Raw genomic sequence first — 14,484 nt, 5'->3', positions numbered from 1 at the left:
GACCACCGGGTGGCGGTGGAGATCGCGTCACGGACAGCGGTCCGTGCCCCGGGCACCGGGCTCGGCCGGCTCTGTCGCACTGCTGTGCGGATGGTCCACCTTGTCGGGTGCACGCAACCGCCCCCTTTCCAGATACCCCGTCCGGCAAGAAGATCGTAGCAAGATGGTGGAACCCGCCGACCTGCGTTCTGCAGCAAGTTCTCGGGCCCCGGAACAACAGCAATCTCTGCGCCTATCGTCGCGGAATCGACTGTGTTACACACCTTTGCAGAAATTTTCGGTGACGAGTACAGCCGACCTTCCGGGGGCAGGCCGCGAAAACCGGCACCAGGGGTTTCCCATCACCGGTGAATCGCCGCGGCCGCTGTGTTCTCCGGAGCCGGCGGCGATATCGGCACGGCGGCGGGGGCTGATTGGCGAAATGAAACCGCGATTGGGTAGAGTGCGCTGTGCACGCGACATCAGGGCCATCCCATCGACGTCGTAGGCATGCGGGTGTAGTTCAATGGTAGAACCTCAGCCTTCCAAGCTGATGGTGCGGGTTCGATTCCCGTCACCCGCTCCAAACCGGTGATCACCCCCTCCGGGGGTAGTACGGGGTGTGGCGCAGCTTGGTAGCGCACCCGCTTTGGGAGCGGGTGGTCGCAGGTTCAAATCCTGTCACCCCGACAGTCTTTCGTTACGGGCGGCGCCCTTCGGCCGTGCCCGCAACTCAGATATGAGAGCGCGAGGGCTGCTTCCCGTTGGCCGCGGCGCTCTGTTGCCCGGGGCGGGGGCGGGCGATCTCCACCTCGGGCGTGGGGAGTTCGGCGCGTCGGCCGAAGGCCTGATCGACCAGTTCGGAGGCAGCCCGAGTGACGATGAGGCGGGCGATCGCCAAGTCTGTTTCGAGCTTGGTGCGGTCTTTGGGGTTGCGTTCGGACTGCTCGTAGGACCGGCCCGCGAGTACATAGAAGATCTCGGCGGCGTAGCGGTCGGCGATTCGATCGCAATCGGCGCGCAGTCGTTCCACCAGGTGGAAGGTGGCGGCGGCGGGCAGGCCGGCGTCGGAGAGCCGGGTGGCCAGATCGCTGCAGCGCGGATTGGTGACCCGATAGACGTCGAACGGATCGTCGCTGGCGGCCAGTGCCTGTTGGACGTAATCGGGCAGTTCGTGGGCCGGTTCTTCCGGCTCGGGTTGTGGTGGGCCGGCGGGAGCCGACCGTCCAGGAGTGCTCGGGTCGTGATCGGTGACGCCCAGGACGTCCGCGAGTCCGTCGCCGCGATCCCAGGCGGACAGCAGTTCCCGGATGCCGTTCAGTTTCATCCCACGGCCGAGCAGACGGCTGATCGTCTGCAACCGGTTGAGGTGGTCGGCGTCGTAGTAACCGATTCGGCCTCGGACGTCGGGCGAGGGCAGCAGCCCACGCTCGTGGTACACGCGGACACTGCGCACGGTGGTCTCGGCAGCGCGCGCCAGCTCGTCGATCGTGTACTCGGATTCGCCAGCCATACCTATAGGAAACCATAGTTGGGCCCGTAGTTAAACGGTACGTAACTAAACGAACCGCCAAGCAGCGGCTAAAAGAAGTGAAATGTGGGTCAACGTCCCGTTACTTAACGGTAAGGCGCTTGCCTGGCAACTTGCTGTGCTCTAACGTATGTGATGCAGCTGACATCAGCTGGTTTCCGGGGTCTGTCGAGCAGCCCTGATGATCCGCCCGATAAACGGGACACGCTCCGGTCCACCGGCGTGCCCTCGGCAGTTCCGGAGACGGTTATGAGCGCAACACGAATTCGTCCGCTGGGCACTGTGATGCCCGCCACGAAGCATGCGTCGGCGGTATCGACGCCCCTGGTTCCGGCACCCGTGAAATCTGTGCAGCGTCCGCCGTGCGCGGACGTGCCGGACAGCTGGGACCTGGATTCCGGAACCCCGGAGTCCTGGCATACGGCGATACGTACTTGCTATAGCTGCCCGCTGTTCGAACATTGCAGCAAACTCGCACAGACCCTCATCGAGCGGGGCGATGCGCCGCGAGCCATGATCTGGGCGGGCATCGCCTATGACAACTCCGGCAATGTCGTCGAAAATCTGGACCGGCACCGTGCCGTACCCATCGACCACAAGCGTCCGATGCGGATCATTCGCAACGGCCCACGCCCCGCTCGACCTCAGTCGGCCGTGGCCGCGCCGAAACGGCATCTGGTGCTCGGGCATCCGCTGAAGCCGACGGAAACCGTCGGCGTATGACTATATTGCGAAGGCAATCGCGGATCTAGCACAGGTGGTTTGGTAGATGACAGTCCTGGCACTGGAGGTCGGCCCGACCCGGATCGCGGCAATCGAGATCGCCGACGATGTGGGCCCCGATCAGGTCAAGCAGATTCCGGTGCCGGAGAGACAAACCTGGGAACGGGTCCGTGAGCTGATGCAGGACATCGCCGCGGGTCGGGACATCAAGGCGGTCGGCATCGCCTCGGGTGGCCCGATAGATATGTCCTCCGGGGTCGTGGCGCCGAGCCATATCAGCGACTGGGAGGCCGGATTTCCGCTGGTGGATTCGATGGAGAAGCTGTTTCCCGCGGCGACGGTCGCCCTGGCTCTCGACGGTGTATGCCTGTCGCTGGCCGAACGGCATTTCGGCGGGACCCGAGAGGTGATGGACTCGCTGGCCATGTATGTGTCCGAAGCCATTGTCGGCGGTGTGATGGTCGGCGGGTTCGTGGTGGTGGGGCGGACCGGAAACGCCGGGCAGATCGGGCATGTGCTGGTTCCGGGCTACGACGTCCCGTGTTCGTGTGGTGGGCGGGGCTGCCTGGAAGCGGTGGCGGGGGGCGCCGCTCTGGTCAAATGGGCCAACGGTCAGGGATGGGGCGGCGCGTCGGTCGAGGCGCTGGTGGCCGCGGCCGGCGAGGGGCAGCAGGTCGCGATATCCGCGCTGGAGCGGGCGGGTACCGCGCTGGGGCGGGCTATTGCTTCTGTCGCCGCGCTGCTGGATATCGACCGCGTGGTGGTCGGCGGACCGGTCACCGCGGCCGGTGCCTTGCTGTGGAAACCGCTGCAGAACGCGATCGCCATGCACGCGCGGTTGCCGTTCCTGCCCGGATTGCGTGCGATTCCTTCGGAACTGGGTGACCTGGGCCTTCTTGCGGGCGCCGGTGTGCTCGCACTGAGTTCGATACAGCAGCAGCAGAGTTGAGCCGCTCCGGCGCCGCCCGTTACGGAGATCGTGACGGGCGGCTGTGCTGGGTGACGCCACACTGCTCCCCGTAGCGGGCGCTTACCAGGGGTTGCCCTGGATTAACGCCACCGGCTTCTTCTGTGGAATCCTGCATATGGTGGCGCCGTTCGTCGGCCGTCTGCGTGCCGATCGCAGTCGAATCGACTGTGTTGCTCGGGATTACGTGATCTCCCTCAACTTCCCTGCCTGTTCGGGAAGAAGCCCGAACAGGCATTGTTGGACAAGTCATGCACACCGATCCCAGGTTCACTGTTGAACGTGCCGCTGAGCAACGGTACATTATCTCTCGCGGCCATTGTCTCATTTGAGGCAAGCGCCGTGTGAACGCTGGACGCACGCGATGAGAGGGCGCGCAGTGATCCCCTGGGTGACGGTCGAAACATTGGCGCCGGAAGGTTTCTCGGTGGCCTCGGTGGGGGAGGCCGCGCGTGACTTCGGTGACTGGCGGCGGGTGCTGCAGCGACAGCTGGCCCGTACGCCCGCGCTGTACGACGGGTTGAACACCCGTGATATCACCGAGGCGCTGCGCACCTCGATAGAAAAAGCGGTGGAACTGGACAAGACTTTCGACACCGGGTCGGGCCCGCACCGGTTGATGATCCGACCCGTTTTCGGCCCCGCCGGCGAGGTGCACGCGGTGCGTTGGTGGGCCGGCCCGGATCCGGGCCCGGTCGTGGACCCGCCCGCGGCGGTCGGGGCGACCTGGGATCTGGACAGTCAGACCCTGGCCCAGCCGGTCGGAGTCTCCGCCCTGTCCGGGATCGCGCCGGAGGAATATGTACCGCGGATATCGATCGCGGAGTTCTTCCACCGGGTCTCGGCCTTCGACCGGCACGCGGAGGTCCTCGACCTGCTCTATCGGCCGGAGCCCGGCGGGCGGATGCAGTTCGAGGTCTCGATGTTGCGTCCCGCCGGACGGGCCACCCGCTGGCGGATCACCATCAGGGCCCGCGATGACGAACACTGCCGTGGTGCCTGGTGGCTCATCGAGGACATAACCTCGGACGACGATCCGGCGGTATGGCCCACACTCGAGAGTGTGGGGTTGCGAGAGGCCCACAGGCGCGCGGGTAACCACCTTGCCGTGGTGCAGCTCGCCAATACGAGCATTTCGCACTGGCTCACCGACCCGGCGCCCTGGATTCGCTGGGATTACCTGTTCCGGCCCGTGGACGTCTTTCATCCCGACGACCGGTTCCGGCTGGTGGAGTTGGGTGATCGGGTCCGCTCCGGGGAGAGTACGGAGGTCACTGTCCGGGCGCTCAACTACAGCGGGGGGTACACCCCCACCACGTTGTTGCTCTATCCGTATCCGGGCTTCTCGAACCGGGAGTTGGCGATTGCCCACCTGACCCGCGTGCGCGGAGACATCACCGCGGAGGAAACGGATCCGGCCGACCGGGCGTTACCCGACCGGCCGATCGGATACGACGATCAACTCCGGTATCGGCTGGCCGGTCGATTGCGGCACAGTACGGTTCGTTGAACTGCTGTACGCCGTCGCATCGGTCCCCAGCTCTGGGAAGTTCGATATCGCTGACCCGGGCGCTGCGTCCCTACCATTTCGAGAGTGAGGATTGGTGCTGCCGGGAGCGCGGATTCGGGCGAAGCGTTGCTTCGCCGGATGGCCGCGCGACGGCGACGCGACAATTTGGTGGTCGGGTTGTTGTCCGTACTGGCGGTGCTCGGTGGGGGGCACGCAATCTACAGCTTCTTCTCGGCCGACCCGGTGCCGCCCGGCGACGATTCCATGGTCGCGGTCGCCGGGCATGCGCAACTGGCGAGTTCTTTCGCCGAGGACTTCGTGATGACCTACCTGGGCGGGGATTCCTCAGACCAGGACGCCCTCGCTCGATACATTGACGGGACACAGCAGATCTCGCTGCCGAAGACGGGGCAGAAGGTGGCCGAGCCGATTGTGGTCTACCAGTCGCGCACGCTCGCCGGCGGCGCCGTGGAAGTGTGGTCGGTGACGGTTTCGGTGCGCATCGGTACCGACGGCACGCGGCAGCATTATCGGGTGCCGGTCTCGGTCTCGGAGGGACAGTTGCGCGCGCTGGCCCTGCCCGCCGCGGTGGAGCCGCCGGGCATCGGCCCCGACCTGGCTCAGGCCTATTCGGCGCCCTGCGGCGAAGAGACGGCGTTCACTCAGGTGGCGACGGGATTTCTCGACGCCTATCTGACCGGTTCGGGGGACGTGGCCCGATATGTGACAGTGGGTTCGGCGATCTCGGCACTACAACCCGCACCGTTCCGTGAGCTGGCGACAGTCGCCGTGACGGCGGAGGACACCGAATGTGGCACCGGTGGCTCCTCGGCCCGGGTGCTCGCCACTGTGACACCGAAAGGTGCCGGCGGTGCAGCCCCGGCACTGGCCTACCCGCTGACGATGGTGCGTGGCGAGGGACAGTGGCAGGTGCAGGCGATCGATCTGATGCCGGCCCTGCGGGAACCGCTGTCCGTCGTTACGCGCCAGGGTGGGGATCAGAGCAGTTCACCCGGTGTCGGTGCCACCACCGCATCCCCGACCACTGCCGCGCAGATCCCGCCGGCGACCCAGAACTGACGCCGGAGGCGACACCATGAGCAATCTGAGCAACATCCTCTACGGGATATTGGTCTTCGTCCGCTGGGCGGGCCTCATCTTGATCACCATCGTCTCGATGGGGGTGATGATCTCCGAGGCCGCGAAATCCAAACTGTCGCCGGCGAAGATACTGGGGGTCGCCGGGTCGGCGGTCCTCGCGGCAGTGCTGTTCTGGATGCTGCCCACGCTGGTCAACTACGCCCGTAGCGACGCCAACATCATCGTCCCCGATCACCCGGTCGGTAGCTATCGATGACCCAAGCTCAGGTGATCAAGGTCTTCACACCGGTCAAACGGGTACCCACCGTCATCGGAAAGGCCCAGAACGGACAGAAATTGCCGTTCGGCCCCTACACCCTGCCGCAGGTCGCGGGTGTTGCGCTGGGGCTGCTGATCACCTCTTTCCTGGCCATGACGCTGCCGGCGAATCCGGCCGTGACCTTCCTCATCGGACTCGCCTTCACTGTTGTGATCGGGTTCGGGCTCGGCCTGATCCCCTACACCGGTGTCCGGTTGTCCTCGCGGGTGGTGTGGGTCGGCCGATTGGTTCTCTCCCCGAAACCGGTGTCGGTGTCCGGGATGCCGGTGACGCCCGAGTCGGGCCGGATGACCTCGTTCATAGAGGAGACAGTCGTAGTCGTCCTGCCCGAGCAGAGCCCGGCGGGCCGCGCGTCTTCGCCGAAGTCCCAGCCGGTGGGCAGTTCTTTCCTCGAACTGTTCGAGCGGCACCGTGCTCCCGCCGCCGCCACAGCCGCAGCCGCAGTCACCGCCAAGGCTCTCGCCCCTGCCTCGTCGAATTGGCGGGCGATGACCACCGGTAATGGGGTGAAGGCGGACGGCGACAGGGAGCGTTCAACGAACGGAGAGCGACGCTGATGGGGTTCAATCGAGATCTGCAACCCACCGCGGCTATCAGAGGCCATCTCCAGTTCACGCACACGGGGCTGGTGACGGCGACCTACTTCATCAATCCGCTGGGATACGGCCTGCGCAAGGCCAGCGATAAAGTCGACGTGAAGATGGCGCATCATGCGCTGATCAACAGTCTCCCGAACGGGTCGTTGCTCCTGGGTATCCAGGCTCGTCAGAACACCATCGATGTGCTGAGCAAGATGGTGGAAGGTGTCGATCTCGACGAATGCGAAGACTATGCCGACGAAGTGGTTGCCTCGTTCGAGAGAGTACGGGCAATCAATCCGTTGACCAGGATCTTTCTGCTGTCGATTCCGGTCGGTGCCGCCAACCCCGGCATCTCGGCGCTCTCCCGCATGTGGCGCGGAAGCACCACCACGATCGACGCCACGGCGATTTCCCGGGCGGATCTGGACAAGTACGACGACGAGGCCAACGAGATCCTGTCCAGGATCGGTGGCGAGTTCGACCCTGTGCCGGTGCCCGCGGCGATGTTCCAGTGGCTGTGGGAGCACTACCTGGCTCGTGGAGCTGTCAACGATCCCGTCGCGCCGACCAGGATCGGAGCCCTCGACGATGCGACGTCCGCGGTATTCCGGTCCGCCGCGCTGGACGAGGGAGCGCGTACGGACGCCAATCGCAAGCTGCGCCCGTCGTTCGTTCCGGTGATCAAGATCGTTCAGCCCGACTCCGGGTATCGACCCTCCTACCAGGCGATGCTCACTCCGCGCTCCTTCCCGTATTCCGGGATGGCCTTCCCCGGCGGCAGTGAATTCCTCGCGGTGCTCGAGGGACTCGGCGACGTCACCGTCGACTGGGGGATGCGGGTGGCCACCAAACCGGCCGAGGCGGTGTTGAAGGCCAACGAGATCAATCTGCGCCGGCTGGGCGAGCAGATGGACCAGCGCGACCAGGAGCTATCGTTCGCCCAGAACACACTCATGTCCAAAGCGCAGATGCTGGGCGAATACAACCAGCATTTCGAGGTCAACGGTGGTGAGTCGGAGGTGTCGTTCACCACCGTGATCGCCGTGGGCGGTTCGACGCAGGACGCGACCATGGACGCGGTGAACACACTGCGGCGCCGCTACAAGCGGTTCCAGGTGGAGATGACCGCGCCGGTGGGCGCCCAGGTGGACCTGTGGTCCATGCTGGTTCCCGGTAGTCCGCACCGGCGCGCTTACGACGATTTCGCGCATATCGTGCCGTCGGACATGTGGGCGGGGTTCGTACCGTTCACCACCAATCAGATCGGTGACGACAGTGGCCCGGTGATCGGAGTCAATCTGCTGTCCGGAAACTTCGAACCGATCCATTTCGGAATCATGGAAGCGGCGCTGCACGACCTGTCCGCGTCGTTTGCGGTGACCGGGGAGCTCGGCTCGGGTAAATCGTATTTCCTGAAATTGATCGCGGTGCTGGTGCACGATATGGGTGGACAGTTCCTTGCGATCGACCGCAGCCAGGTCGGCGAGTGGGAGCATTTCGCCAGCACGATCGACAACGCGGTGATCATCGACCTGGCGAACCCGTCCGTATCGCTGGACCCGCTGCGCCTGTTCGATCCGCGGGTGGCCGGAGAACGGGCCCTCGATTCGATCCTGCCGCTCTTGGATCTTTCGCCTACCTCCGGGGCCGGAGCCGCCATCAGCGGCCTGCTGTCGCCGAAAGGGATGGCTCAGCACCGTATCCAGAGCATGCTCGACCTGTTCAATGTGGTGTGCCGATTGCGCGACGAGCCCGGGTCGCTGGAGGAATACGCGGACTTGGCCTCGCGACTCGGCACCGTGGTCGAGCGAGTGCCGGTCCTGTTCGATCCGAGCCTGCGCCCCATGCGACTCGACGCCGCGGCTACGGTCGTCCGCAGTCACAATCTGGCACTCCCCAGTGCGGAAGAACTCACCACCCCGCACCTGTACAACCGGCTGCCCTTGACCAAGCGACTCGGTACCGCACTGTACGAGCTCGTGGGTGTGACGGCCCGCGAGGCCTTCCTGTCCGATAACGGGCGGTTCGGGTTGCTGGTCGGCGACGAAGCCCACCACTTCACCCAGACTCAGGTCGGGGCCTCGGTCACCTCCGATTTCAGCAGGGACGGGCGTAAGCACCTGGCAGCGATCGGTTTGGCATCCCATGATCCGGCCACCGACTTCCAAGGTGCCGCGCACAATCTGATCCCGAATCGCTTCGTCTTCCGGCAGCGCGACGAGATGCTGGCACGCAACAGTTTGGCATGGCTGGGGGTGGACCTCGAGGAAGCACCATTTCTTCTGTCGGTGCTGAGGGAAGAGACCTCACCACCGATCGGTGCGGGGCGGCAGGTACCGGAGGAGCGGCGCGGCGAGATGTTCATGCGGGACGCGCTGAGCCGGATCGGTCGCGGGAAGGTATTGGGCCCCGCGCGACCCGATCGTGGCGCGGCGATCACCAGTACGCCGACCGCGGCGGGACATCCGGAGGAGCGGGAGCCGGAGGTGGTTCGGTGATGACAGACGACCGGTTCGGCGCGGTGCGCCCGCGCGTGTCCATCGTCGACTAGAAGACACCGGGGCTGAGCTGTGCGGTCGGAGAAGAAGCTACTGGTTGTGCTGCTGTTCCTCGTGGCGACATGTGGATGTTGTCTGTTCGCGCCACTGACCGCAGTGGGCAATATGGCGTCCCACGGAGCGAACGACTTCCAGAATCAGTGCGACAGCGCGATCGGCCCGGATCCGTCGAGCACCGTCACCGCCACGCCCGCCCAACCCTCCCGAACGGTCGTTTCGCAGGCCCCTCTGCCCAGTACCAACCCGTACTCGTCGATGACGGTCGCCGCCGACGACCCGAATATCTCCGATCGCTATCGTGCCTGTGTCGCGGCTTTGAAGTCCGCGCCCTATCAGGCGCCGGGTGCGATCCAGATGCCCAACGCCGGGGTCGCGGCTGCGTGCGCCCAGCAACTCGCCCTCCGCTATGCGCAAGGCGGTGCCGGGGATCCGGCAGGGTTGGCGCGCGATGTTGTCTACGCGGCGTCTTCGGCCGCGCTCACCGGACAGTGCATCGTGATCCAGGCGCCTCCGGGTGCCGATGCGGTACCCAGCGGATGCGGAGATCCCAACGGGCCCAGGCGGCTGGTCGTCCTACCCCCGACGGTTGGGCAACAGGGCTATTGCGGACAGCAGGTCGTGGCCTCGGCTGTCACTGCTGGGGACCTCGTCTTCTGGGACTACCGCGATAATGCTGCTACAAGAGTAGGCATCGCGGTGAGCCCCATGGAGATGGTGACCGGAAATTCCGGCGGAGGAGCCTTTTTCCGGCTTCCGATTCCGGAGACGCGGGATGTCCGTGTCAAACGGGTGTTGGGTGGTGACGTATGACGAGCGCTGAAGCAGGTGCGCTTCCTGCAGAAGCCGAGTCGGAGAACGAACTCGATCCGGCTGCGGCCGCCGGCACCGAAGACGCTCTCTGGGAGACCCCTTGGGCGCCCGATGGCCGGCGACGGCCCGGGACCGGGCGACCGGGATCGGCGCCGGGGACGCCGGCGGGGAACAACCCGCAGCAGAACGGGACTGCCCCGGGTTCGGCCCCGCCGGGCACCGCGGCCAATCCCGGGGGGCAACCGGGCGCCGTCTCCCCGCCGCCAGGAGCCACCGGCGCGCCGAACGCCGCCGGGCTACCGGTCGCGGCGCCACCGGCAGGGCAGCCGCCGGTCCCTCCACCCGCCGCGCAGCCTCATCCCCAACCGGAACCCGGGCGGGAACCGGCCGAGGGCCGGCCTCCCGTAGATCCGGAACTGCTGGGGGATATGGCACCGATGGCGATGATGGCCGGGATGGGTTTGCTCCCCATCCTCGGGTCCGCGCTGTCGGGGCTGCTCGGGGGTGGTTCCGGGGGTGGTTCCGGTGGTGGTTCCGGAGGAAGTTCCGGTGGCGGCGCAGCTCAGCCGGATGGACAGTTGAGCCCCGAGGCGCAGCGCGCTTTGGAAGCGCTGGACCTTTTGGCCGAAGTCTATGGTGACGGGCCCACCGACGATCCCGAAGTGAAACGCTTGCGCGAGGAGCTCCTGGGCTCCGAAGGTTCGGGTTCGGGTGCGGGTTCGGGGGAGACCGCCAGAATGGTCAAGGCGCGCCAGCTGTTCCAGAAGAACGCGGCCACGGCCTTCAACAATCTGGACAATCAACTCAACAATTACATCAAGGGGCTGGCCGGGACCAACTCCGTCGACAAGAAGGCCGTTACCTCCCTGATCCGGGAAGTCAATGTCGCGCTGGCCGAGCTGGGGCCACAGGCGTACACGAAAGAGGGCCAGCAAAAGGTCCGCGAGATCCTCACCGCGGCGCTGCGCAAGGCGCACAGCATCGTATCGGGCGGGCAGTCGAACGCCGACGATACCGCGACCGCGATCAACAAGCTCACCAATCAGTACCTCTACAATATCGCCGGGCAAAAAGTCCCCAAGGGGCAATCGACTTCCACGCCTGCCGCGGGCGCCGGCGGTTCGCCGGCCGCGCGCAGGGCGGTGGAGGTCGCACTGGCCCAGGTCGGTGATCCCTATGTGTGGGGCGCCGAAGGGCCGAACCAGTTCGATTGTTCAGGGCTCATGCAGTACTCGGCGAAGGCCGCGGGCGTCGATATCCAGCGGGTGGCAGCCGACCAGTACCGATCACTGCCCAAGGTGGCGGCCGGCGATATTCAGCCGGGCGACCTCATCTTCCCCTCGAGCAGCTTCAAGGGCGACGGACCCGGACACGTCCAGATGTACATCGGGAACGGTCAAGTGGTCCACGCTCCGAGATCGGGCAAGGATGTCGAGGTCATACCGCTGCCGTCGAGTTACCGGGCGGCGCGCTGGGCGTAATGCCCTGACCGCTACCGGGAAACTCCCACCGGGTCAGGGCCGCGGTGGCGGCCAGCACGGCCAGGCGTTTCAGAGCGGTAGCGGTCGATCCCGGAGACGAGACACCCCGGCCCGCGAATCCGTTTTCTCGGGTCCGCGGACCGGGGTGCCCGGTTGACCTCGGCTACGGATCCCAGGGATCCAAACCCATTTCCGGACCCATATGGTCGAGGTTGGCAATACGGTTGGTCCACCGCATCAGCTCCCTGCGGTTGGCTTCGGTCGGAGCCAACCGGTGACGTACCGCCGCCTGCTGATGGGCCGTGGCCACTTCGTGCGCGATGGCGAAGCGGGTATTGCGACCGACCTGGTTCCATTCGTCCGGTGTGATCGCATTGCGCAACGCGACATCGGAATCCCAATTCGTACGCACGCGATTGACGAAACCCCGGTTCACCGCGACCCCGGCGACCGGCCGGTTCGTATGCCTGAGGAAGTTGGACGCCGCGATCTCGGCCTGTGCCGCGAATGCCGCCTGCGCCCCGAGAGGCTGATCCAGATGAGCCTCGACCGCGTAGGCTGCGGCAACCGCCTTCTGCAGTGGCTGGAAACCGTACGGGTTCGTCGACTTTCTGGCCCCCTGTACCGCCACAGCTCGCTGAGCTTGCTGCACGGAGTAGTGGGTAGCGCCTGGGAGGTCGAGAAGGAGCGCGGCGAGCTGGGCTTCCGGAACCTTGCTGTCCCCGAGTCCGTCCAGGGCATTGGCCATCCCGATGGCATTTCCCACTCCACCGTGTGCCGCCGCGCGCGAAATGGCCTTGTTCCGCCAGTTGTTGCGACCCATCTGGCTCCACGCGTACAGCTCCTCGCGTGAATCGGCGGTGCGGAAGTTCACCATATCGGAGACCTTCTTGCGGCGGGCCAGCGGATTGAGCGGGCTCGGCGTCCCCATTGCCAGCCAGCCGGTCAGCGGCGAGTTGTTGACAGTGCTCAAGGCTGCGAGCGCCGCGAGACCACTCATACCGCCACCGCCGCCACCGCCCGGCAGCTGGGCACCACCCATTCCCAGTGCTGTTCCGCCGCCACCGCCGCCCGAACCTCCGGAATTGCCCTGGATGGCGAACGCGAAGCGATTCGCGACCCAGTTGTTGCCGCGTTCCAAACTGTTGTTCAGTCGGCGTACCTGGGAGATCGCGACGAGTTCCACCGCGCACAAGATGACGATCACCGACATCACCTGGCCGCGAGCCTGGTCGAAGATATTGCCCATGAACAGCAGGTAGACCCCGAGGAACACCGTGAACGCCGCCATGCGCGCCGCCGAGATGAAGGCGTCGACGATATTGCGGACCAGGAAAGTCTGGGTAGGGCCGTAGACGAACCCACCGGCGGCGAACCCGAATATCGCCATGAACCCGTGATAGATCGTATCCATCGCGGCCTTGGTGACCTTGAGCCCGAGGTATACGGCGAAGAGCATCAGCAGCGTGGCGCAGATCAACAGGATGAGGCCGGTACCGAGCTGCCCGACACTCGGATTCGATGCCTTGTTGTGGGCAGCCGAATCACCGCAGTTCTTGACGGCTTCTTTGATATTGTCGTCCTCGCCCGTCAGCACACCTGCCGACCAAGCCGTCTCGCAGGCACCGTTGTTGTCGATCACATGGCCGAAATTCCATACCTGCAACGGCTTACGGGCGAAGTTGTCGGCCAGATCGTGCTGCATGATGCTGACCAGCTGTTTCGGATTCGGATTGCCGTTCCCGTTCAGCCCGGCCGCCACGGAAAGGCCCACATCGCGGCCTTTTACGAGCAGCCCGTCGGAGGACAGCACATCCTCCAGCGGCGCGGCCAGGAAGATCGGGCCCAAAATCGCGACGCCGAGCATGGTCACGACCTGCATGGTCGCCTTCGCGTGGAAACCCCGCACGATGAACCAGGCGACGAAGAACGCGCCGATGGTGGCGGCGGTGATGAGCACCATCGGAGTGGCGATCTGGCGGACCAGCGCCTGCGCGGTACCGCTGAGGGCGGAACTGAACATATCCAGCCACTCGAAACTGAAAGTGAAGGTGACCACCCAGATCGCCGAGGTGACGATCGCCATGTACCCGACGAATTCGAGACCCAGCAGCGTCCACAACACGGTGTTCGCCGGGTTGAACAGACTGCCCTTGTCGGTGACGAACTGGTAGCTGGAGAGCGGGACACCGTTGGAATCCCGGACGTTCATCCAGCTCAAGCCGTCGATCTGGGAGACGCCGCTTCCGGGCTGCGCGGTGGCGACGACCGCTCCGACAACGGCCGGGAACACAACGAACGCTGACACCAGGACGAGTGTCCACAGTGCGCGACGCCGCCACGGCCGGGCATCCAGCCAAGTGCGCCAACGCCGGACGAGGGTATCCGGGTACCAGCGCAGCGGATCCCACGTGGCGGCGTTTCCGGTATCAGTAGCCGACATGAGACCCGCCTTCCCGCAACTGGCCGACTCCTGGAACGTTCGCGACCGATCCGTAACGCTCGATCGCATACCGCACCCCCGCAACGATATTGTCCACCGGATCCCAGATATTGCGTTGCCCCGGCAGGGAATAGGCGGCGAAAGTCGGGTCGATGGTCTGGATCAGGCCCTTCGACGGCGTGCCCGCGCCGGTATTGCTGTCCCGGTTGTTCATCGCGTGTGGGTTCCCGCTCGACTCGTATCGGGTGATCGTCGCGATATCCGCGGCAGCCGTCGCGAAGGCCGGCCGGCCACTACCGAGTATCGATCCGGCCCGCTGCAGCGCGGTGTTCAACGTATTCATCACCAATTGTTCTCCGGCGCTGGAGTGCTCGACCGTAGCGAGGGCGGGGAGGGCAGTATGCACCTCGGCGATGATCGACTGAACCGCTGCCCGTCCCCGGGCGGTAATGGCGGCCGACGTCCTGAGCGCGGCAGAGCC

Annotated in this window: 12 protein-coding genes and 2 tRNA genes; 11 read left to right on the top strand and 3 right to left on the bottom strand. The window is 65.4% G+C overall.

Annotated features, from left to right (window positions below; genetic code table 11):
• Nucleotides 1-491 precede the first annotated feature (491 nt).
• Together OG405_RS20175 and OG405_RS20170 are read left to right on the top strand one after the other, a co-directional pair.
• Nucleotides 492-565 (top strand) — tRNA-Gly (locus tag OG405_RS20175).
• A gap of 30 nt (nucleotides 566-595) precedes the next feature.
• Nucleotides 596-669, top strand: a tRNA-Pro gene (locus OG405_RS20170).
• Nucleotides 670-712: 43 nt separating this feature from the next.
• Here the strand turns inward: OG405_RS20170 and OG405_RS20165 are convergent.
• Complete coding sequence (locus OG405_RS20165; RefSeq protein ID WP_327148033.1) at nucleotides 713-1,492, bottom strand: MerR family transcriptional regulator; 780 nt, start codon at nucleotides 1,490-1,492, stop codon at nucleotides 713-715.
• Nucleotides 1,493-1,759: 267 nt separating this feature from the next.
• Between OG405_RS20165 and OG405_RS20160 the strand changes: the two genes are divergently transcribed.
• The 9 genes from OG405_RS20160 (at nucleotide 1,760) to OG405_RS20120 (ending at nucleotide 11,560) form a co-directional block, all read left to right on the top strand.
• On the top strand, nucleotides 1,760-2,233 hold the full coding sequence (locus tag OG405_RS20160) for a hypothetical protein (protein ID WP_327148032.1): 474 nt from the start codon (nucleotides 1,760-1,762) through the stop codon (nucleotides 2,231-2,233).
• A gap of 46 nt (nucleotides 2,234-2,279) precedes the next feature.
• Complete coding sequence (locus OG405_RS20155) at nucleotides 2,280-3,182, top strand: ROK family protein (protein WP_327148031.1); 903 nt, start codon at nucleotides 2,280-2,282, stop codon at nucleotides 3,180-3,182.
• Nucleotides 3,183-3,564: 382 nt separating this feature from the next.
• Nucleotides 3,565-4,710 carry a GAF domain-containing protein gene (locus OG405_RS20150; protein ID WP_327148030.1) on the top strand — a complete coding sequence of 382 codons (1,146 nt, stop codon included), beginning with the start codon at nucleotides 3,565-3,567 and terminating at the stop codon, nucleotides 4,708-4,710.
• Nucleotides 4,711-4,794: 84 nt separating this feature from the next.
• The gene (locus OG405_RS20145) at nucleotides 4,795-5,790 is read left to right on the top strand and encodes a conjugal transfer protein (protein WP_327148029.1); all 996 of its coding nucleotides are present in this window, start codon (nucleotides 4,795-4,797) and stop codon (nucleotides 5,788-5,790) included.
• Nucleotides 5,791-5,806: 16 nt separating this feature from the next.
• Complete coding sequence (locus OG405_RS20140; RefSeq protein ID WP_327148028.1) at nucleotides 5,807-6,067, top strand: hypothetical protein; 261 nt, start codon at nucleotides 5,807-5,809, stop codon at nucleotides 6,065-6,067.
• The gene (locus tag OG405_RS20135; protein WP_327148027.1) at nucleotides 6,064-6,687 is read left to right on the top strand and encodes a hypothetical protein; all 624 of its coding nucleotides are present in this window, start codon (nucleotides 6,064-6,066) and stop codon (nucleotides 6,685-6,687) included. Before OG405_RS20140 ends, OG405_RS20135 begins: the two co-directional genes overlap by 4 nt.
• Complete coding sequence (locus OG405_RS20130; protein ID WP_327148026.1) at nucleotides 6,687-9,209, top strand: ATP-binding protein; 2,523 nt, start codon at nucleotides 6,687-6,689, stop codon at nucleotides 9,207-9,209. The genes OG405_RS20135 and OG405_RS20130 overlap by 1 nt, the downstream gene beginning before the upstream one ends.
• Before the next feature lie 72 nt (nucleotides 9,210-9,281).
• Entirely contained in the window at nucleotides 9,282-10,079 is a 798-nt protein-coding gene (locus OG405_RS20125) for a hypothetical protein (protein WP_327148025.1), read from the top strand.
• The gene (locus OG405_RS20120) at nucleotides 10,076-11,560 is read left to right on the top strand and encodes a C40 family peptidase (RefSeq protein WP_327148024.1); all 1,485 of its coding nucleotides are present in this window, start codon (nucleotides 10,076-10,078) and stop codon (nucleotides 11,558-11,560) included. The genes OG405_RS20125 and OG405_RS20120 overlap by 4 nt, the downstream gene beginning before the upstream one ends.
• 163 nt (nucleotides 11,561-11,723) lie before the next feature.
• Here the strand turns inward: OG405_RS20120 and OG405_RS20115 are convergent, their stop codons facing one another.
• Nucleotides 11,724-14,003 (bottom strand): hypothetical protein, encoded by a 2,280-nt coding sequence (locus OG405_RS20115; protein ID WP_327148023.1) that lies wholly within the window; start codon nucleotides 14,001-14,003, stop codon nucleotides 11,724-11,726.
• Nucleotides 13,990-14,409: a transglycosylase SLT domain-containing protein gene (locus OG405_RS20110; protein WP_327148022.1), complete on the bottom strand. Its 420-nt coding sequence runs from the start codon at nucleotides 14,407-14,409 to the stop codon at nucleotides 13,990-13,992. The genes OG405_RS20115 and OG405_RS20110 overlap by 14 nt, the downstream gene beginning before the upstream one ends.
• Nucleotides 14,410-14,484: the final 75 nt, after the last annotated feature.

The sequence above is a fragment of the Nocardia sp. NBC_01329 genome (genome assembly GCF_035956715.1).
Classification (GTDB): Bacteria; Actinomycetota; Actinomycetes; order Mycobacteriales; family Mycobacteriaceae; genus Nocardia.
Note: the sequence above shows the minus strand (reverse complement) of the source record. Positions and strands in the feature narration are given on the sequence as shown.

Coding starts and splice junctions, on each gene's coding strand:
- OG405_RS20165 (WP_327148033.1), bottom strand. CDS start 1,492: ATGGCTGGCGAATCCGAGTACACGATCGACGAGCTGGCGCGCGCTGCC.
- OG405_RS20140 (WP_327148028.1), top strand. CDS start 5,807: ATGAGCAATCTGAGCAACATCCTCTACGGGATATTGGTCTTCGTCCGC.
- OG405_RS20160 (WP_327148032.1), top strand. CDS start 1,760: ATGAGCGCAACACGAATTCGTCCGCTGGGCACTGTGATGCCCGCCACG.
- OG405_RS20120 (WP_327148024.1), top strand. CDS start 10,076: ATGACGAGCGCTGAAGCAGGTGCGCTTCCTGCAGAAGCCGAGTCGGAG.
- OG405_RS20130 (WP_327148026.1), top strand. CDS start 6,687: ATGGGGTTCAATCGAGATCTGCAACCCACCGCGGCTATCAGAGGCCAT.
- OG405_RS20135 (WP_327148027.1), top strand. CDS start 6,064: ATGACCCAAGCTCAGGTGATCAAGGTCTTCACACCGGTCAAACGGGTA.
- OG405_RS20150 (WP_327148030.1), top strand. CDS start 3,565: ATGAGAGGGCGCGCAGTGATCCCCTGGGTGACGGTCGAAACATTGGCG.
- OG405_RS20115 (WP_327148023.1), bottom strand. CDS start 14,003: ATGTCGGCTACTGATACCGGAAACGCCGCCACGTGGGATCCGCTGCGC.
- OG405_RS20155 (WP_327148031.1), top strand. CDS start 2,280: ATGACAGTCCTGGCACTGGAGGTCGGCCCGACCCGGATCGCGGCAATC.